This is a genomic window from Acinetobacter sp. AOR01_HL (genome assembly GCF_027855455.1).
In the GTDB taxonomy this organism is placed as follows: Bacteria; Pseudomonadota; Gammaproteobacteria; order Pseudomonadales; family Moraxellaceae; genus Acinetobacter; species Acinetobacter baumannii.
The window spans coordinates 45,077-65,626 of sequence record NZ_JAKTIM010000014.1; the positions used below are offsets into that span (position 1 = coordinate 45,077).

General features: G+C 39.4%; 15 protein-coding genes and 4 tRNA genes. 8 read left to right on the forward strand and 11 right to left on the reverse strand.

Features of this window, described 5'->3' with window-relative positions:
- Positions 1-228: 228 nt before the first annotated feature.
- Positions 229-2,418, forward strand: coding sequence for a bifunctional SulP family inorganic anion transporter/carbonic anhydrase (locus tag MKL62_RS02640; protein WP_001111065.1), 2,190 nt, complete (start codon positions 229-231; stop codon positions 2,416-2,418).
- A 67-nt stretch (positions 2,419-2,485) separates the two neighbouring features.
- Here MKL62_RS02640 and MKL62_RS02645 read toward each other — a convergent pair whose 3' ends face one another.
- Positions 2,486-3,376, reverse strand: a complete 891-nt coding sequence (locus MKL62_RS02645) for an SDR family NAD(P)-dependent oxidoreductase (protein WP_001035487.1) — start codon at positions 3,374-3,376, stop codon at positions 2,486-2,488.
- A 273-nt stretch (positions 3,377-3,649) separates the two neighbouring features.
- Positions 3,650-4,927, reverse strand: a complete 1,278-nt coding sequence (locus tag MKL62_RS02650) for an O-acetylhomoserine aminocarboxypropyltransferase/cysteine synthase family protein (RefSeq protein ID WP_000221152.1) — start codon at positions 4,925-4,927, stop codon at positions 3,650-3,652.
- Positions 4,928-5,224: 297 nt separating this feature from the next.
- On the opposite strand from MKL62_RS02650, the gene ettA reads away from it, so the two are divergent.
- Positions 5,225-6,886 (forward strand): energy-dependent translational throttle protein EttA, encoded by a 1,662-nt coding sequence (gene ettA, locus MKL62_RS02655; protein ID WP_000090021.1) that lies wholly within the window; start codon positions 5,225-5,227, stop codon positions 6,884-6,886.
- A gap of 42 nt (positions 6,887-6,928) precedes the next feature.
- On the opposite strand, the gene MKL62_RS02660 is transcribed toward ettA, so the two are convergent.
- Together MKL62_RS02660 and MKL62_RS02665 are read right to left on the reverse strand one after the other, a co-directional pair.
- Entirely contained in the window at positions 6,929-7,309 is a 381-nt protein-coding gene (locus MKL62_RS02660; RefSeq protein WP_001056509.1) for a tetratricopeptide repeat protein, read from the reverse strand.
- 343 nt (positions 7,310-7,652) lie between these two features.
- Positions 7,653-8,345: a YidX family protein gene (locus MKL62_RS02665; protein ID WP_005127877.1), complete on the reverse strand. Its 693-nt coding sequence runs from the start codon at positions 8,343-8,345 to the stop codon at positions 7,653-7,655.
- A 157-nt stretch (positions 8,346-8,502) separates the two neighbouring features.
- On the opposite strand from MKL62_RS02665, the gene MKL62_RS02670 reads away from it, so the two are divergent.
- From MKL62_RS02670 to MKL62_RS02690, 5 genes are all read left to right on the forward strand, one after another.
- Entirely contained in the window at positions 8,503-8,898 is a 396-nt protein-coding gene (locus tag MKL62_RS02670; protein WP_025468266.1) for a cation efflux protein, CzcI-like, read from the forward strand.
- Between the two features lie 57 nt (positions 8,899-8,955).
- Positions 8,956-10,365: a TolC family protein gene (locus MKL62_RS02675; protein WP_000021706.1), complete on the forward strand. Its 1,410-nt coding sequence runs from the start codon at positions 8,956-8,958 to the stop codon at positions 10,363-10,365.
- Positions 10,365-11,573, forward strand: a complete 1,209-nt coding sequence (locus MKL62_RS02680) for an efflux RND transporter periplasmic adaptor subunit (protein ID WP_000111950.1) — start codon at positions 10,365-10,367, stop codon at positions 11,571-11,573. Before MKL62_RS02675 ends, MKL62_RS02680 begins: the two co-directional genes overlap by 1 nt.
- Positions 11,563-14,721 (forward strand): efflux RND transporter permease subunit, encoded by a 3,159-nt coding sequence (locus MKL62_RS02685; protein WP_002062176.1) that lies wholly within the window; start codon positions 11,563-11,565, stop codon positions 14,719-14,721. Before MKL62_RS02680 ends, MKL62_RS02685 begins: the two co-directional genes overlap by 11 nt.
- Before the next feature lie 132 nt (positions 14,722-14,853).
- Positions 14,854-15,810 (forward strand): cation diffusion facilitator family transporter, encoded by a 957-nt coding sequence (locus MKL62_RS02690; RefSeq protein ID WP_000508762.1) that lies wholly within the window; start codon positions 14,854-14,856, stop codon positions 15,808-15,810.
- An 18-nt stretch (positions 15,811-15,828) separates the two neighbouring features.
- Here MKL62_RS02690 and MKL62_RS02695 read toward each other — a convergent pair whose 3' ends face one another.
- The gene (locus MKL62_RS02695; protein ID WP_001200011.1) at positions 15,829-16,167 is read right to left on the reverse strand and encodes a hypothetical protein; all 339 of its coding nucleotides are present in this window, start codon (positions 16,165-16,167) and stop codon (positions 15,829-15,831) included.
- Positions 16,168-16,440: 273 nt separating this feature from the next.
- Between MKL62_RS02695 and MKL62_RS02700 the strand changes: the two genes are divergently transcribed.
- Entirely contained in the window at positions 16,441-17,388 is a 948-nt protein-coding gene (locus MKL62_RS02700) for a hypothetical protein (RefSeq protein WP_000529525.1), read from the forward strand.
- A 92-nt stretch (positions 17,389-17,480) separates the two neighbouring features.
- On the opposite strand, the gene MKL62_RS02705 is transcribed toward MKL62_RS02700, so the two are convergent.
- The 6 genes from MKL62_RS02705 to MKL62_RS02730 form a co-directional block, all read right to left on the reverse strand.
- Positions 17,481-17,556 (reverse strand) — tRNA-Glu (locus MKL62_RS02705).
- A gap of 28 nt (positions 17,557-17,584) precedes the next feature.
- A tRNA-Glu gene (locus tag MKL62_RS02710) sits at positions 17,585-17,660 on the reverse strand.
- Positions 17,661-17,794: 134 nt separating this feature from the next.
- Positions 17,795-18,679: a lipase family protein gene (locus MKL62_RS02715; protein WP_001986587.1), complete on the reverse strand. Its 885-nt coding sequence runs from the start codon at positions 18,677-18,679 to the stop codon at positions 17,795-17,797.
- Between the two features lie 118 nt (positions 18,680-18,797).
- The gene (locus MKL62_RS02720) at positions 18,798-20,216 is read right to left on the reverse strand and encodes an amino acid permease (protein ID WP_001183126.1); all 1,419 of its coding nucleotides are present in this window, start codon (positions 20,214-20,216) and stop codon (positions 18,798-18,800) included.
- Between the two features lie 131 nt (positions 20,217-20,347).
- A tRNA-Glu gene (locus MKL62_RS02725) sits at positions 20,348-20,423 on the reverse strand.
- Positions 20,424-20,448: 25 nt separating this feature from the next.
- Positions 20,449-20,524, reverse strand: a tRNA-Ala gene (locus tag MKL62_RS02730).
- Positions 20,525-20,550 lie beyond the last annotated feature (26 nt).

Sequence of the window (20,550 nt, forward strand, 5' to 3'; positions counted from 1 at the left end):
CTAGCGCTATGTTTTATTAAAACATCAGGCTCATAAAGATGAGGTGAATCTTAAGATCAACAAAAACGTCGTGAAATCTACAATCAACTATACAACGTTATAGCATAACTCAACTTTAACCCGATTCAGTTGTCAGACAATATCGATAAAGCCTTGAAGTAAGTTCCTCACTTTCAGGCAGTTACATTAAAAATTGATTGTTTTTTTATATTATAAATGGTTGTTTTTATGCCGGCTTTAGAACTGAAAAATAGATTTCACGTAAACGACCTCCTTTCGGGAGTGGTCGTATTTCTCGTGGCCTTACCCTTATGTTTGGGTATTGCCTTAGCCTCAGGTGCTCCAATTATTTCTGGCATTATTGCTGGAATAGTGGGTGGAATTATTGTTGGCCTGCTGAGTGGCTCTCATATCAGCGTTTCTGGCCCAGCAGCAGGGTTGACTGCGGTCATCCTTGTACAACTCGATCAATTAGGCGGCAATTATGCCGCCTTTTTATTGTGTATTGTATTTGCAGGAATTTTACAAATTCTGTTTGGTGTATTTAAGTTGGGTTTCTTTGCCAACTTTATTCCAAACAATGTCATTTTAGGATTGTTGGCAGCCATTGGTGCCATTCTGATTGTGACACAGTTACCTTATTTATTTGGGTTGACTGATTTTTCATGGAAAGAAGTTTGGACTGCTACACCGGATACGTTTATCCAAAAATTTGATGCTGGAGCAGCATTGATTGGACTGCTGAGCTTATTTTTAATTTTAGCTTGGGACAGTAGCCCACTTAAAAAGTTAGCGTTGCCTTCTGCCTTAATTGCCGTGGTACTCGCAGCAGTTTTTAACTTTGTTTTAATAAGTATCGGTTCTTCATGGGCTGTGCAAAGTAATAATTTGATTCAACTACCAAATATATTACAAGCACCAGAAGAGGTATTGGTTTTTCCTGACTTTAGCTATTTAGCTGAACCATTAATTTATACCGGAGCCATTACACTTGCGATCGTGGCATCTTTAGAAACATTACTAAATTTAGAAGCGGCCGATAAGCTTGATCCTCAAAAGCGTTCATCTCCACCTAATCGTGAGTTATGGGCGCAAGGAGCAGGTAATATTGTGTCGGGTTTAATTGGCGGAATGCCAGTGACCTCAGTGATTGTCCGTAGTTCTGTAAATGCCAATACAGGTGCACGTAGTAAATGCTCAACCATTATTCATGGTGTGTTGTTACTACTTGCCATTCTATTTTTTGTCCCACTCATGAACATGATTCCTTTGTCTGCACTTGCAGCAATTTTGATCGTGACTGGTTTTAAACTGACTCATCCAAAGTTATTCAAACAGCTTTACCAAAAGGGTTGGAGACAGTTTTTACCATTCATTATTACCTTGGTTGCAATCTTGCTGACAGATTTATTAACCGGAATCTTGGTGGGGCTATTTACCAGTAGTGCATTTATTTTATATGGCAACTTCAATAAAGGTGTTCGTGTTTATAAAGAAAAGCATTTACATGGAATCGTGACGCGTATTGAGCTTCCTTCACAAGTGACTTTTCTAAATCGTTCCGCACTCATTTCTGCCTTGGAACATGTTCATAAAGATCAACAGTTGATTATTGATGCCACTCAATGTGATTCGATTGATCCGGATATTTATCAAGTCATTCAAGACTATCAAAATGAGACGGCAGTTAAACGCCAAGTCGACCTTAAGCTTATTGGATTTAAGCAGCACTATGAGGAGGTAGATGATGCAGTACTGGATATCTACATTAGTACGAGAGATCTACAACGTAAATTAAGTCCACAGCAAGTCATTACTTTACTTAAAGAAGGAAATGAACGTTTCGTAAAAAATGAGCGCTTGCAACGTGATATTTATCGCCAAATTCGTGTTACTGCAGATGAAGGCCAGCACCCAATTGCTGCCGTTTTGGGCTGTATGGACTCACGTGCTCCAACTGAAATGATTTTTGATGTGGGTATTGGTGATCTATTTAGTTTAAGGATTGCAGGAAATATTGCAGGTCAAAAGGTATTAGGCTCGCTTGAGTTTGCTTGTCAGGCCAAAGGCTCAAAAGTCATTTTAGTTTTAGGCCATACTGACTGTGGTGCAGTGACTAGTGCATGTCAGTTACGCTTACAGCAAAAGCAAATCTCTGATGTCAAAGAGATGCCGCATATTCAATATGTGCTTGGTCCGCTCATGCATTCGGTAGAAAGCGTATATGACATTATGCAACCCCGTGAATTAAACAAGACCTTCGTAAATCAGGTAACTGCTATGAATGTTCACTACAATATCCAATATATTATTAATAACAGTACGGTACTTAAAGACTTATTGGATCGTGGTGAAATAGCGATTGTTGGCGCGATTTACGATGTTAAAACAGGGCATGTCGAGTTTTTAGATGCGTAAATAGAATCAAATAAAAAAGCGCCTTTCATGAGGCGCTTTTTTATTTAAGTTCGCTGAATATTTTAAATTACCAATGCTCACCTGGGAAAATGCGTGCATATGCTTTTTGCACCCAGTTAAGTTTTTCAGCTTTTTTGCCTTTTGCGGCGTCTGAACTTGGAAACAGACGGAAACCAATCGACATAAACATATTGTTAATGCCAGGGGCCACTGAATAGGTCATAGAAGCCAAACGGCCTAAGTTAGTTGCAATACGTTTTGGACGTCTCACAATTGCATAAGCAATTAAATCGGCTGCTTGCTCAGGTGAGAGAGTCGGTACATATTTATAAATCTTGGTTGGCGCAATCATTGGTGTACGCACTAAAGGCATGTAAATTGAAGTAATTGCAATTTTATGTGCATGAACTTCTGCCGATAGACAACGGCTAAATGCATCAAGCGCAGCTTTAGAAGCAACATAAGCCGAGAAGCGGGTTGCATTTGCTAATACACCAATCGAACTAATATTGATAATTTGCCCATCTTTGCGTTGAATCATGTGAGGCAAAATATTGAGCACTAAACGTACAGCGCCAAAGTAGTTTAATTGCATAGTACGTTCAAAGTCGTGGAAACGATCATAAGACTCATGAACAGCACGACGAATAGAGCGACCTGCGTTATTAATTAAAATATCAATATGGTCAACAGAAGCTAAAATCTCTTTAGAAACCTGATCAATCATTTCCATGTCATTCAGATCACATGGGAAAATTGATGCCTGACCGCCACGGCTTTCAATATCTGCTTTGACTTCTTCTAATGTTTCTTGAGTACGGGCAACCAGTAAAACATGCGCACCAGCATCAGCAAGTTTATTGGAAATCGTTAAACCGATTCCACTTGAGGCGCCTGTCACTAAGATGACTTTACCTTGTACCTTTTCCTGGAACAGAGCTTCTAATTTTTTATTCACAGCATTTTACCTAAGTAGGGGCAGGGGCTATTTATTCCGGTATGTAATTTTTATTTTTACAACCGTTGGTTCATCCTGATGAACTCCTAAATATTGCCTTATCTTAATAGATGTTTAAAAATTGTCTAGTATGTAAATATATGAAATTTAACAATTTATTTAGAGTAAAAACTCTAAATTATTACCCTAATCCATTAATTATTCTTAATAGTTAAATCACTTAAAAATAAAAAAGCCTCTATATTCCAGAGGCTTGTTAGATGGGTTTAAAATTTATACGGATGAAAGTGCTTGTTCTAAATCGGCAATGAGGTCATCAACATGCTCGATACCAATTGAAAGACGTACCATATCTTCACTTACACCAGCAGCTTTTAGTTCTTGTTCGTTGAGTTGGCGGTGAGTTGTGGTTGCAGGGTGACACGCCAGACTTTTCGCATCACCAATGTTCACAAGGCGGGTAAATAGCTGGAGGGCATCAATGAAGCGAGTACCGCCTTCACGGCCATCTTGAACCCCAAAAGATAAAATTGCAGAAGGTTTACCTTTTACATATTTTTGCGCAAGTTGGTGTTGTGGATGATCTTTTAAGCCTGCGTAATTGACCCATTTTACTTTCGGATGATTTTGCAAATATTCCGCAATTCTTTGTGCATTTTCAGTATGACGTTCCATCCGTAAATTAAGCGTTTCTAGACCCTGTAAAATTAAGAAAACACTGAGCGGGCTAATAGCTGCGCCTGTATTACGTAATGGTACAACGCGAGCCCTTGCTATATAGGCAGCTTCACCTAATGCCTCGACATAGTTCACACCATGATAGCTTGGGTCTGGCGTGTTCAATACTTTAAAACGCTCCGGATATTTACCCCAAGGAAACTTACCGCTATCGATAATCGCACCACCAATACTATTGCCATGACCACCAATATATTTAGTCAAAGAATGTATGACGATATCGGCGCCATATTGGAATGGTTTTAATAAAGCAGGGGTAGCGACTGTATTATCAACAACGACAGGTACGCCATATTCATGGGCGATTTTCGAAATTTCTTCTAGATCGATGATATTTCCAAGCGGATTGCCGATTGACTCAACAAAAACAAGTTTAGTTTTATCATCAATTAAGTTACGTAAACTTTCAGGCTTTTGATAATCAAAAAAGCGAACTTCAATGCCTTGTTTTGGCAGGGTATGAGCAAATAAGTTATACGTTCCACCATATAAAGTTGAGACTGAGGCAATATTATCTCCAGCTTCAGTAATGGTCTGAATTGCGTAAGTAATAGCTGCCATTCCCGATGCCAAAGCTAATGCCCCAATACCGCCTTCTAACGCAGCAAGGCGCTGCTCAAGTACGGCTGTGGTTGGATTCATAATACGGGTATAGATATTGCCTTGAACTTTTAAATCGAAAAGGTCGGCACCGTGTTGTGTGTTATCAAATGCATACGAAGTTGTTTGATAGATAGGGACTGCAACAGCTTTAGTGGTTGCTTCTGGAGTGTAGCCTGCGTGAATGGCTAAGGTTTCATCTTTATAAGTCATGATTACTTCATCTTCGTGAGTTAAATATTGAGCGAGTCTAGCTTAAAATTTATATAGAAAATTGCAGAAATTCTGGTTTGTTATCCAATTTTAGGAATATAGATAGAAAAATATACGCTGAAACGTTGTATAAATCTTATACATAAACATTTTGCAACTTATTGAAAAAGAAAATTGTTTGATAAATCCGTACGATGGAAATCATAACTTCAAGTCATTAGTGTTTTCATCGTATAATACGCGCGATTATTTTGTCGCGTCTTGCGATGTATTGGTTTTTCAATTGAGGAGTCCTGCGTGGCCCAATATATTTATACGATGAACCGAGTGTCTAAGATGGTTCCGCCAAAGCGCGAAATCTTAAAAGACATCTCTTTATCATTTTTCCCGGGTGCCAAAATTGGTGTTCTCGGTTTGAACGGTGCGGGTAAGTCTACCTTGCTTCGTATTATGGCTGGCGTAGATAAAGATTTCTCTGGTGAAGCTCGTGCACAACCTGGAATTAAAATCGGCTATTTAGAGCAAGAACCGCCACTTGATCCGACTAAAGACGTTCGTGGTAACGTTGAAGATGGTGTGCGTGAAGCTTTAGATGCTTTAGAGCGTCTTGATCAGGTATTTGCAGAATATGCAGACCCAGATGCTGATTTTGATGCGCTTGCGAAAGAGCAGGAAAAATTAGAATCAATTATCCATGCTTGGGATGCACATAACCTAAATAACCAGCTTGAAATCGCGGCAGATGCCTTGAACCTTCCAGCTTGGGATGCAGATGTAACTAAGCTTTCTGGTGGTGAACGCCGTCGTGTAGCACTTTGCCGTTTATTGCTCTCTAAACCAGATATGTTGCTTCTTGACGAACCAACGAACCATTTGGATGCAGAGTCTGTATCTTGGTTAGAGCGATTCTTAAAAGATTTCCCTGGCACAATCGTGGCGATTACGCACGACCGTTATTTCTTAGATAACGTTGCCGAGTGGATCTTGGAGCTTGACCGTGGACACGGTATTCCTTACCAAGGTAACTACACTTCTTGGTTGGAGCAAAAAAATGCTCGTTTAGAACAAGAGCAGAAACAAGAAGAATCTTTTGCTAAAGCATTGAAAAAAGAACTTGAATGGGTTCGTCAAAATGCGAAAGGTCAGCAAAAGAAAAACAAAGCGCGTATGGAGCGTTTTGAAGAGCTTAACTCACGCGAATTCCAACAGCGTAATGAGACCTCTGAAATCTATATTCCACCTGGTCCACGTTTAGGTAACAAGGTTGTTGAAGTAGAAAATATCAGCAAGTCATTTGGTGATCGTTTACTTTACGAAAACTTGTCATTTACCGTACCACCAGCAGCAATTGTAGGTATTGTTGGTCCTAATGGTGCCGGTAAAACTACTTTATTCCGTATGATGACAGGTGAGCAAAAACCTGACACCGGTACTGTAACACTTGGTGATTCAGTTAAAGTTGCTTATGTTGGTCAGATTCGTGACACTTTAGATGATAACAAAACGGTTTGGGAAGAAGTTTCTGGCGGTTTAGACATCTTGAAAGTGGGCGATTATGAAATTGCATCACGTGCTTATATTGGTCGTTTTAACTTTAAAGGCCAAGATCAGCAAAAACGCGTAGGTGAATTGTCAGGTGGTGAGCGTAACCGTTTACAACTTGCGAAAATTTTACAGCAAGGTGCAAACGTTATCTTACTGGATGAACCATCAAACGACTTGGACGTAGAAACTTTACGTGCACTTGAAGATGCAATTTTGGTATTCCCAGGTACAGTAATGGTTGTATCGCATGACCGTTGGTTCCTTGACCGTATTGCGACTCATATCTTGTCATTTGAAGATGAACAACCAGAGTTCTATACAGGTAACTATACCGAGTTTGAAGCTTATCGCCGTGCTAAGCTAGGTGATGACGCTCAGCCTCATCGCAAGAAATACAAAAAAATTAGCGGTTAATTACTGCTAAATTTAAAAACCAGCCTAAGGGCTGGTTTTTTGTTAGAAGGCAAGTTTACTAAAAGCTTCTTGTAAGCAACGTTCAGCATCAGGATGTCCCTGACTTGCTGCTTTGTTTAACCACTTTTCAGCTTCAGTGTAGTTTTTATCTAAACCAAATTGACCATTTAAATAGCCAATACCAAGTTTAAAGGAAGCGTCAGCATTACCTCTTAAAGCTGCACGGAGGTAGCACCACATCGCATTGCGGTCATTTGGGGTAATATCTAACCAATTCTGCATACGTTCATGATCTTGTATGGCTAACTCTTCAAAGCGTAAGCCTTGTTCAATTTCATCCTCAGCTTGTGAATGCATATCGGCTGGTAAGTTTTCAAAGGCAAACAAGTGATTAAGCCCATGCTTGATTGTTTTCATATTCATGACAGTCTCCCCTTGTTCCTCAATTTGATTGAATTGACTCACACTTTTAAGCTAGTCCCTTATATGAAAATCTTATGTTATTTTTTGTAAATCTGATATAGCGCATTTGGATGAAAAATGATGAAGTTTTAGCTTACATAAAAGTTACACGTGTTTTTACGCTTAGCGAAATTTCTATAAAAGTATTGGTATACAAACATGAAAATAGAATTTAAAAAGTTTAAGAACAAATGATTATTCAAAATAAAAAAATTGAGAAAATTTATAAATATCAAACAAAAGAAATTTTCTTAAACAAAACCAGCCTAAGGGCTGGTTTTGTTTTTTAGATTAGTAAGGGTGCTTATTTAGTAAAGTCACCTCGTAAATCTGACAAGATGAGAGAAGGAGCTACCGTCACTATATCAAATGCCATCGCTAAAGGATAAAGCGCCATACGCGTTACACGTTTAAACGGATGTTTCTTGGTTATTTCATCTTTTTGTTGTAAGGCGATTGGATATGGAGTTGGAATCGTTTGTTGAACTTTTAAAGTAGGGCTGGTTTGATAAATTTGGCCTTTAAAACGAATAATAGCGTAAGGATATAAAAGCTGTGTTTGGTTCTCCATAACCATAAAATGATTTTTAAACCCTAAATTTTTTAAATTATCTTTCTGTTGATCAGAGAGTTTTGAAGCGGGAATATTGTATTGAAACTTGAGTTCACCATGAAAATGCGTAGGATCATCCATTTCAAGTAGTAGAGGAGATGGAATAATTAAAGTTCTTTGATTTACAGGAATATTTTTAATGATATTTAAAAATTCCGAACTTCCTTCGGTCATTAAATAATTAAAGTCTTGACCTATAAATACGATGCCTTGTTCTTGCTGGTTTTTAACGGCTTGCCCAAGTGCAATAATTTGATCTGTCTTTAAAATAGTTGTTTGGACCTCAGTCGTCTCATTCGGCAGGGCAGTCGATAATATAGAAGTTGCACATCCACTTAAGCCAAGACAAGTTACTAGTAGGCAAGTGGTCAACGTTTTATACATAAGCATTACTCGTAAAAAATTATTTTTGTGAAGATAAAAAATGGCTTAGCTTTAAGTGAAAAGAATGAAACCAATAAATCAATGTTTTGTAATTTTATTACATGCTAGGTGCCTGCTATAGTGGCTTTGTTCAACTTTTTAGTTTAATGGTGTGCTGTTGCCACGTTCTGCACTTTTTATGTCCGTCTTATTCTGTTTGCTTATATTCCAAAGTTTATGGAATGTGGCAGCGGCATTTTGCGCCCATGAGAATCAGGAAAAAGCATTACATCATTTTGGGCATCATGCAGCGTTGAGTTATGAAGCTTCACAGCATAGCCATACTGAAAAGACAGAAGTTGAAGGGACTATGCATAAAGCTCCCTTAAGCTTGTCCGATCATCATGACCATTTACCTTCATGTTTTCATGTTGTGATTGTAGAAGCACAAGAAAAAATTGTTTCACCTTTAATACAGTCATCTGAGTCAAAACAACAATATTATTGGTCCAATTCTTATAAGTCCCCTCATATCTCTAAACAAGACCCTCCTCCTATTTTAACCCTGCTATAGGTGGGGTAGCCGAAAAATAACCCACCAGAAATATTATTTATTTCATAGGGTTACTTTATGTCTATTTTTTTATACGAAAAACGTTTCGTTAGTCTGAGCTCATCTTGGATACTTAAATCATTAGTTGTTGCGGTTGCGCTTTCAACTAGTGTTGTAACAACTGCGGCTAATTCAAATCAAAACCTTGCTGAAAATACTCAACCGCAGCGTATACAGAATGTTTTAACGTTTGAGCAAGTACTAGAGCAGGTTAAGCAATTTCAGACACAAACAGGAATTTGGCAAGCTCAACAAGATATCGCAGAGAGCAATATCAGACAGAGCCAGTTATGGGAAAATCCGACGGTTTCTGTACAGCAAACGGGTTTTAAATCTGGAAAAGATCAGGAACTAGAACTTGGTATATCGCAAAAACTAGATGTTTTTGGTGTACGTTCCGCAGCAAAAAAACTGGCAAGTGTCCAGCAAAATCAAGTTGAGTTAAATCAGGTTTTATATGATGCTCAGCTAAAGCTTGCTGTCAAATATTTATGGTCACAAGTTTCGATTTTGGAGCTTGAACATGAAGTTGCTAAAGCCCAGTTAAGAACGAGTAAGAACCTTTTAGATGCTACTCGTTTACGCTTTCAGGCCGGTAGTATTGCTCAGGTTGATTTAGACCGGACTTTAATGACGCATGTTGAAAACCAACGTTTATATCAGGAAGTTGAATTATCACTAAGTAGTGCCAAAAGAAAATTGGCGAACTTATGGGGTGAGACTGAAGATAACTTCACCTTACGGCCAGATATAAAAAGTGCGTGGCCTTTAAAAAATGAAGGTGACATCGATCAATACTTAAAACAGAATTTGTTAGAACAGTCCATGCGACTTCAAGCCATCCAACAAAATTCTGAAATTAATTATTTAAAAGCAAAAAATCGTCCAACACCTACCGTAAATATGGGCGTAGTTCGTAGTAAAACCGCAGAAACGAGCAGTACCGAAAATCAGATACGAGTAGGTATTGCGGTTCCTTTAAACATTTTTAATCGCCAGCAATATGCGCTGAAAGTTGCCCAAAGCAAACTCAATTTAATTGATCAGCAGCAAAGCTTTTATAAAAAGCAAAGTCTGAATTCTATTCGTACTCTACAGTACGAGTTAGCGGGTTTGAAGCAGCAATATAACTTGATGAATGAGCAACAGATTCCTTTATCAGAGACGGTACAGGAGAAAATGTTGCTTGGCTTTAAAGTTGGTAAATTTGCAATTACCGATGTTCAGCAATCTACCCTTCAATTACAAGAACAACGCTTGAAAAAAGTTCAACTTCTTAAATCTGCTTGGCAAAAAGCAATTGAGGCAGAAAGTTTAGCTCTCGGGATCGATCCAAACATGGTGATGTCTGGAGATGCATTAAATCAAATTAATCAAAATTTATGGCAAGACACCTATAAGTTGCCGACAGTTGGAGGGGCAGAGTAATGTCAGTGAAGAAAATGAAAAACCAATGGCTTATTGCTCTTTTGTTGTTGATTGTCTGTCTTGCTTTAAGTGCTTGGTTATTTTTCTCTGGAAAAAAACAGTCCAATACCGAAAAAAGTGAAGAAGGGCATGCAGAAGGTGAAGCTGGCCATGGTGAGTCTGAAAAAGAGGAAGGAAGTTTAAACCTGACTTCTAAGCAACTGGTTGAATATGGTGTGAAGTTAGAGCAAGTAGGGCGTGGAGAAGTTGAGCAGAGCCTTTCTTATCCTGCCAAACTTGTCGTAAACACAGACCAGCAAGCACATGTCTCTTCAACTTTTTCTGCACGAGTAGACAGCGTAAATGTTGCACTGGGACAACAAGTTGAAAAGGGTCAGGCACTTGCGACTTTATTTGTGCCAGATTTAGTCGATCAACAAGCCAATTTAAGCATGGCGCAAGAAGCGTTGACATTAGCGCAGCAAGATTATCAGCGTGAAAAGCAATTGTGGGAACAAGGTGTTTCAGCACGTCAAGATTATCAGAAAGCTTACAATGCTTATCGTCAGGCGCAAATTCAGGTGCAGGCTGCAAATAGCCGTTTAAGTGCCTTGGGAGCAAATCGCTCAAGTAAAGGTCGATATGTTTTGACTGCACCTTTAAGCGGTGTAATCAGTAATAAAGATATTGTGATTGGTGAGCAAATTGGTCCTGACAAACAGTTATTTGTTATTGATCGTCTAGATCAGTTATGGGTTGAGTTTGTGCTACCAAGTGCAAATACCGATATTCAGCCTAATCAGGAAATTGAATTTAAGTCGCTGCAAACGAATAATATTTTCAAAGCACAGGTGCAAAGCCTAACTTCAGAAGCAGATACTCAAACTGGTCGTTTACAGGTTCGTGCCAAGGTACTGACACCTTCAAAAGAACTACGTCCTAACTTAATGGTCAACGTGTTACTGAAACAAAATAATGCAGCGACTGTATTACGGGTTAACAAGGCAGCGGTACAACAGATTGATGGAAAGAATGTGGTCTTTATTGCAAAACAGGAGAAGGACAAAATTCATTTTGCTCCTGTTGCGGTAGAGTTAGGCAATTATTCTTCAGATGCACAATGGGTCGAGGTTAAATCAGGAATTACTGAAAAGCAGCAATATGTGGCTCAAGGTAGCTTCTTGCTCAAGTCCGAACTTGAAAAAGGGGAGGCTGAGCATGGACATTAATAAACCTGATTTGCCAGAGGCTGAAGGTTTGTTTGATCGGATCATTCAGTTTTCAATTAATAACGCCATTTGGGTCATGATGTTTGTCATTGCTTGGATTGGTGTCGGAATTTATAGCTACCAAAAACTTTCAATTGATGCCGTGCCAGATATCACCAACGTACAGGTACAAATCAATAGTCAGGCTAATGGTTTTACAGCACCAGAAGTTGAGCAAAGGATTACTTATCCGATTGAAAATGCCATGTCCGGCATTCCAAATCTGGAGCAGACTCGTTCAATTTCCAGATATGGTCTTTCTCAGGTCACCATTATCTTTAAAGATGGTACTGACATTTACTGGGCAAGGCAGCTGATTAACCAGCGGTTACAAGAAGCTAAGAGTGCTTTACCCGATAGCATTGATCCACAAATGTCTCCAATTTCAACTGGACTCGGTGAGATTTATCAATGGGTGGTAAAAGCCGAGCCAAATGCCAAAAAAGCAGATGGTTCAGCCTATAGCGCGATGGACCTGCGTGAAATTCAGGACTGGATTATTCGGCCCCAGTTACAACGCGTACAAGGGGTAGCCGAGGTTAATAGCATTGGTGGATATAACAAAACCTATGTGGTTTCACCAGATCTGACACGGTTACAGCAGTTGCAGATTCCACTCACCGATTTACAAGATGCGCTTCAAAATAACAATGAAAACCGCGGTGCTGGATTTATTGAAGAGAATGGTCAGCAACTGACAGTTCGTGTTCCGGGTATGCTGACGTCTATACAAGACATTCAGAACGTTACGGTCGCCACGAAAAACGGTTTACCTATACGGGTTGCTGATGTGGCATCAGTATCGATTGGTCATGACTTGCGTACGGGTGGGGCTACCTATAATGGACAGGAAACTGTTTTAGGTATCGCCATGATGATGATGGGTGAAAACAGTAAAACCATTGCCAAAGCGATTGATCAGAAAGTTCAGGAAATTCAGAGATCACTCCCTCAGGGTATTGTGATTGAAACAGTCTATGATCGTAGCAACCTCGTAGATAAAGCAATTAAAACAGTAGCCAAAAATTTGATTGAAGGGGCGATTTTAGTCATCGTTATTCTTTTCATTTTTTTAGGAAACTTTCGTGCTGCTTTAATCACTGCTTGTATTATTCCATTGGCAATGCTTTTTACCTTAACAGGTATGGCAGAACAAAAAATCAGTGCCAACCTCATGAGTCTAGGAGCTTTGGACTTCGGGATCATTGTCGATGGGGCGGTTGTTATTGTTGAAAACTGTATTCGGCGTTTGGCTGAAGCACAGCATTTAAAAGGTCGCTTATTAACGCGTTCAGAACGCTTTACAGAGGTCTTTCTCGCCGCTAAACAGGCACGCCGACCATTAATATTTGGTCAGATCATCATTATGGTCGTGTACCTACCAATTTTTGCTTTAGCAGGCGTTGAAGCAAAAATGTTCCACCCTATGGCAATGACCGTTGTCCTAGCGTTATTGGGAGCAATTATTTTATCTGTGACCTTTGTTCCAGCAGCAGTAGCTTTGTTTGTTACGGGTGAAGTGAAGGAAAAAGAAAGCCGTTGGATGATGACCTTGAAAAAAGGTTATGCAGGCTTACTCGATAAAGCATATGCCTTCCGATATGTTGTTGTTACAGCAGCAGTCAGCATCTTAATTTTGACAAGTGCGATTGCAACAAGAGTGGGTAGTGAGTTCGCACCTCAGTTAAGTGAAGGTGATTTTGCGTTGCAACTCATGCGTGCTCCAAGCACAGGCATAGAAGAGTCGCTTAAAATTCAGGAGAACGTCGAAAAGCAGTTACTGAAAGCTTTCCCTGAAATTAAAGCCATTTTTGCAAGAACAGGAACAGCCGAGGTTGCTACAGATGTCATGCCTCCTAATATTTCCGATGGTATTGTTTTATTAAAACCACACGATCAATGGCCAAACCCTAAAGAAACGATAGATGAACTGCGTGCCAGAATGCTGCAGTTCGTGAACCAGATTCCTGGTAATAACAGTGAATTTTCACAACCGATTGAACTACGTTTTAATGAGCTTATTTCAGGTGTACGTAGTGATATTGGGGTGAAAATTTTTGGGGACGATATGCAGGTTCTCAATCAGGAAGCGGAAAAAATAGCTCAACAGCTACGTAGCATTCCGGGTGCCAGTGAAGTCAAAGTTGAACAGACTGACGGTTTGCCATTACTGAATGTAGATGTTGATCATGCATTGGCTGCCCAATACGGTCTATCAGTCAAATCTATTCAAGATATTGTGGCTGCCAGTATTGGAGGGCAGAGTGTAGGGCAAATTTTACAAGGTGATAGACGTTTCGATTTTGTGATTCGTTTGCAGGAAAACATGCGTACGCCTCAGCAGTTAGCTCAGTTACCGATTCGCTTACCAAATGGTGGTCTGATTCAGTTACAAGACGTCGCTAAGGTTGAGAATATTCTAGGCTTAGCTCAAGTAAGTCGTGAAAATGGTAAGCGCCGTGTCATTGTGACAGCAAATGTGCGTGATCGTGATCTTGGGTCTTTTGTACAAGAGATGCAAAGCAAACTGGCACAGCAAAAGCTACCTAGCGGCTACTGGTTAGGTTATGGAGGACAGTTTGAGAATCTTGCTTCTGCTACAGCAAGAATGCAAATCGTCGTGCCGATGGCGCTCATCATGATCTTTGTGTTGCTCATGGCCGTATTCAGTAATTTTAAAGACAGCTTACTGGTATTTAGTGGAGTTCCTTTCGCTTTATCTGGTGGATTAGTGGCTTTATGGCTGAGAGATATACCACTTTCGATGTCTGCTGGGGTCGGTTTTATCGCTTTATCGGGTGTTGCAGTATTAAATGGTTTGGTCATGCTCACGTTTATTAAAGAGCTGAGAACAACTTTAGATGTTCATGCGGCAACCTGGAAAGGAGCGGTATTACGATTACGTCCAGTATTAATGACAGCATTTGTTGCTTCACTTGGTTTTATTCCGATGGCTTTGGCTACGGGAACTGGTGCAGAAGTTCAGCGGCCTTTGGCAACAGTGGTTATTGGTGGCATTATTTCATCTACGATATTAACTTTGGTTTTATTACCGGTCATTTATCGATGGATGAATGAAGACAAGATGAAAAGTGTTGAGCATTCATAATGTCATCGATTTGAGATATCTTTTTTGATTACAAAATTTAAGTCGAAAAAGTGTTTGTAAGAGTTAAAGGTAAAGGTGTCTTCATCGTTACTTTTAACTCACCATAAAGATAAATAAAAAGGAGTCCGCAAAATGGGTGGACATCATGGTCATGATCATAGTCATGCTGTAGTGACTGAAGGTAATGCTAAAAAATTAACGATTGCCTTGGCGCTTACCACGACATTCTTAATTGTTGAGGTGATTGCAGGTTTAATCACACAAAGTTTGGCATTGCTCTCTGACGCTGCACATATGTTTACAGATGCAGCTGCTTTAGCCATTGCTTTGGTTGCCATACAGATTTCTAAACGTCCTGCCGATAATAAACGTACTTTCGGTTATCAGCGCTTTGAAATTCTGGCCGCTTTATTTAATGCGCTCATGCTTTTTGTGGTGGCAATTTATATTTTATATGAAGCCTATATCCGCTTTTCGCAGCCACCTGAAATTCAAAGTGTAGGTATGCTCATTGTGGCGACCATTGGCTTGGTAATAAACCTCATCTCAATGAAAATTCTTATGTCGAGTGCTAATAACAGCTTAAATGTGAAAGGTGCTTATCTAGAAGTATTGAGTGATGCACTAGGCTCAGTTGGCGTTATTATTGGTGCAATTATTATTTACTTCACTAATTGGTACTGGATTGACACGCTTATTGCAGTACTGATTGGATTTTGGGTGTTGCCAAGAACATGGGTTTTACTTAAACAAAGTATTAATATTTTGCTCGAAGGTGTACCCGAAGAAGTCGATATTGAAAAGCTACGTGCAGATTTACTTTCATTAAATGGTGTGGAGAGTATTCACCAACTCAAAGTATGGGCAATTACGTCTAAAAATATCCATTTAACCGTGCACTTATTTGCGCCTGAAGCTGACCGTAATAAGCTCTATCAAGATGCAGTTGAAATGCTTTCTCATGAGCATGGTATTGGTGAAGTGACATTGCAAATTGAAGATGATGCTGAGATCAACTGTCAGCATATTGCTCAACATGCTTCACACGAGCATAACGATAATGACAAGACACATTCACATCAGCATTAAGCTGATGTGAATATAGTTTTAAATTTCCCACTCATGATTGCAGTCACGACATTTCCAATGTTTTTGTGACTGCATAAATGCTTGCATAGACAATTTAAAATCAGGCAAATCGCGCCAGAACATAAAACCTGCCCCTACAGTAACCACAAATGCAACTACTGTTGCAATTTGAAGAGAGCTGCCTGCACCATTGCCAAAAATCCACATAAAAATACTAATCACAACCAAGAGTAAAAGTACAAAAATGGCAGGAACTAAAATCACTAAGCTTTTAGGCACAACAGGTTTAGCACTATTAACACCTTGGCTCACCGGCATAATTTTAACACTTTGACATTGAGGGCAACGATATTGCATGACAGCTCCACATTAAATTTGCATCTATTCTAACGGAAATGCAAAGAAAGAAAAAAATTTGTAGCTGATTAAAAAGTTGAGGCGAATATCCGATATAAAATACTTTTTTGAAACAAGGATATATAAAAAAACGATGATTTATGCGTACACATAAAAATTAAAATAATGCTGTAGAGCATGCTAATCTAGATAAAAACCAAGTGTGTCCAACACTGGAAATGAGCTGAAATGCTCATCAATAGGATGTGAAAGAAATATAAAAAGGAGAGGGACTTGGGTCAAGAAGATGACAATAAGTCGAAGCCTACAACGACATCAACAGTTTCAGGGAATCCTGACCCTATAAAACTGTCATTCTCACGCCGTTTGCTGCATAAAACATTACAGCATGCGCAAGACGCCGTCGGGTTTGCTAGTGATACTACACGTAATCTTGCTGAAGTTGCTGATGCAGCACTAGACGCTTTAGATCAAGTGACATCTCATACAAAGCGTGGAGTGGTGGGCATGACTAATTTGGCAGCAGGGACTGTCAGAGATATGGTGTCTGAAACAAGTGAAACTGCAAGACAGGTTGCCTTAATCATGGCACGTACTTTTCTAGGTAAAAGTACCTTGAATTTGTATTTGCCTGAAATGCTATTAAACAGTCAAATTCGTAAACGTATAGATCGTTCAGAAATTGATGATATTAAAGTTCAATGTGGCAATGATCGGTTTCAAGTTGAAATCGATGGACACTATCACCGTTTCCTTTATCGCCTAAGTTTAGATTTTCGAGTATTGGAATGTCGCATTGGACAAGAAAAGTTCTTACGCTTACGCCAAATGGATGAAAGTCTGGATGTGCAAATACGTCATGGTGGAACATTATCGAATTGGGCTGTTCGCCGTATTGGTCGAGTAGGTTTTGAAGTGATTAATATGTTGCCTATTCCATCGCTGATTAATCATTTGATTCGTGATATTCCGGGTATTCAGCGTGATGGTCATCGCATGTGGTTCATTGACCTTGAGCAAGCAGGTTTTATTGATTTCATTAATAACCGTTCATGGATGGTAGAAAAACTTTTAAATTTAACCGACTTTAGTATTCTACCGGGACTCAATATTTTAAGAGAAAGTCGTGAGCTTGTGCAGCAACTGGTAGATCAGTTCGAAATAAAAGGACTACGTGTTCAATCAGGCCGTCTGGAAGTTCAAGTTGGAATCGCAAATTAAATAAGTATGATGGGAAGCTGGTTTATGACCAGCTTTTTTATTGTCTAGATAAGAAAAAAGCCACTGTCATTATGCAGTGGCTTTTTAGAATTTGGCGTCCCTACGGGGATTCGAACCCCGGTTACCGCCGTGAAAGGGCGATGTCCTAGGCCTCTAGACGATAGGGACTTATATGAGGCATACATCTGAAAAATATTGGCGTCCCTACGGGGATTCGAACCCCGGTTACCGCCGTGAAAGGGCGATGTCCTAGGCCTCTAGACGATAGGGACGTTTCAGAGGTGGGCGTATATTAGGTCGATTTAATAAAAGTGTCAAATAGTTTTCTGAAGAAATATTAAAAAAATCAGTTAAGCGCTTAAAAATAACTCAAATTGTAGAAAATATATACGTTTATAGATGTTTTTTATTGGAAAGGCTCAATAATTGTTTTTACCACAGCATGATGCTGTAAGTAACCGACAATTTCATGAGGTTGGTTGGCAAAAGTAAAAATCTCTTGATTAATAATGGGGGGAGTAAAATTAAAAGGTGCTTCACTTAATGGAAAAGCGGTTAAAAAGTCATCTTTAGAATAAAAGTTATACCAGTCGCCCTTTAAGCATTTAGGACGTTCAATGGGAGTGGGGAGTTTGCTTTGTATGACGCGAAAAGAAAGAGGGGATGCCAAGGTAATAAAGCGCTGTACTGAAAACTGATAAGAAGGATCTGATAATAAATGATAGGCAATCACAGAACCCAAAGAGTGGGCGACTACAATACAATCTTCATCATCATGCATTTGTTTTAAAATTCTTTGATGAACCTCATACATAAAATCAGGATTAGATAAGTACATATAAGTTTCAATCAAGAATTGCTGAATTAAGCTTTCATGTAATTTTGGAAAATTATTTAAAAGAACCACCATTTCCTTAAGAACGCGATCTTTCACCAACTGTGAAGTTAAATATAAACGCTCTGATAAGCTTTGCGCTGGTTGATCGGGTGAAAGAGGGAGGTGGGGTATAAAAGGAGTATGTTCCTTAGGTGTTGATGGTTGATGATGTAAATGGATGGGTAAATGAAAATTAAAAGTTTTTGGAAGTAAAGTATTAAGGTCAAGTTGATTGGATAATTGATACTTCGTCATTAAATCGCCATAAAATGGCATATGTATATGTAGATCTCTTAAATTAACTCTACAGTGCAATTGTTTTAAGCCCAGTTTAAATACTTTTAGCCAGTGCTCTTTTAAACGATGTGCTGTGTAATTCTGCTGATTCATCCCATGGATAAATATAATTTTCATTGTATACAAGGAATTGTTTTTTAATATAAATTTAAATCTACAACGGTAGATTATATAAAGCCAGTCTCTAAGCAAAAAAAAGTGTAGCTTTTTGCTACACTTTTTAAATTACAAACACTTAAGCTTTATTTCGATAGAAAATAAAGTAGCTGAGATAGCACAAGGCAGTAAAAATTAAGCACCCTATAAAGCCAGCACGCATTTCAGGATCTGCTGCCATACTTAAACAGGTAATAAAGCAGAAAAGAAAACCTAAAATTGGAACGATAGGAAATAACGGTGCTGCATATTTTAAATCGCTAACCGTATGTCCAGAACGGTACCATTGTCGACGGAAATTGAACTGACTTAAACAAATGCTCATCCAGACAATAACCATAGTAAAAGCTGCAACACCTAGCAAGTTTTTAAAGATGGTTTCAGGAGCAAATTGCTCTGATAATAAGCCTGGAATTGCACCGAACATCGTTACAACTAAAGCAACAATAGGTGTCCCGCTTTTTGAAAGTGTTGCAAATACACCCGGAAGGAGTTTTTGCTCCGATAAAGACCACATCATACGTGAAGCTGCATATAGTCCCGAGTTTGCGGCTGAGAGTAGTGCAGTAATAATAACAAAACGGATGATGTCATCTGCATATGGAATACCGATGTAATTAAATACGGTAACGAAAGGACTATTACTTACGTTATCACCACCTAAACCAGCAAGTTGGAAAGGAAGTAATGCACTAATTACAATAATAGTGCCCACAAAGAAAATCAGAAGACGCCAGATTGCAGCATTAATCGCTTTAGGGACATTCTGAGCAGGATCTTTAGTTTCGCCAGCAGCTACACCAATTAACTCTGTTCCAGAGAAAGCAAAGTTAACAATGAGCATAGTGGTGAAAATAGGAAGAAAACCGTGTGGGAACCAACCTTGGGCAGTTAAATTACTAAACAATGGAGCAGTTTGAGCGCCGTGGAAAGGAATTAAGCCAAAAATTGCTAATAATCCAAGCACAATAAAAGCAATAACGGTAATGACCTTAACTAGCGCTAGCCAGAACTCTGACTCGGCAAATACTCGGGTTGAGCTGATATTTAACCCGAAAATAGTTACTGCAAAAATAAGTGTCCAGATCCACATTGAAATTTGTGGAAACCATTCCTGCATAAGTAGAGCAGCGGCGGTAAACTCGGTTCCTAGCGTTGCTGTCCATGTTAGCCAGTACATCCATGAAATCATGTAGCCTGTACTTGGACTAATGTACTTTCGAGCGTATGCACCGAAAGAACCCGAAACGGGCATATGTACAGCCAGCTCGCCTAAACAGAGCATGACCATGTAAGCAATTGCACCCCCAAGAATATAGGCAATAATTGCGCCAATAGGTCCAGTTTGTGAAATGACTTCCCCTGAACCCAAAAATAAACCAGTACCGATTGCTCCACCTAGCGATAACATGACAAGGTGGCGGGTACTCATGGCTCTTTTTAAAGGTGCAGTACTGTTCTGATGCTGAGCATCTAGTTGTTTGTCAGATGGCTGCATATTACACATTGAGAGAATTTGAGAAAGACGCTATTTTAGATAAAATAGACAAATGTGCAATCAAGAAGCAGTCAAAGAATAGACAGGAAGGTGACGATAGAGTCTTTAAAAGGAATTTTTAAAATAGAAAATGGCGTCCCTACGGGGATTCGAACCCCGGTTACCGCCGTGAAAGGGCGATGTCCTAGGCCTCTAGACGATAGGGACTTGATGAGGCAAACACAAAGGAGCTTGGTGGAGCCAAGCGGGATCGAACCGCTGACCTCTACAATGCCATTGTAGCGCTCTACCAACTGAGCTATGACCCCAGTTTGTGTGAGCGCAATATTAGGGT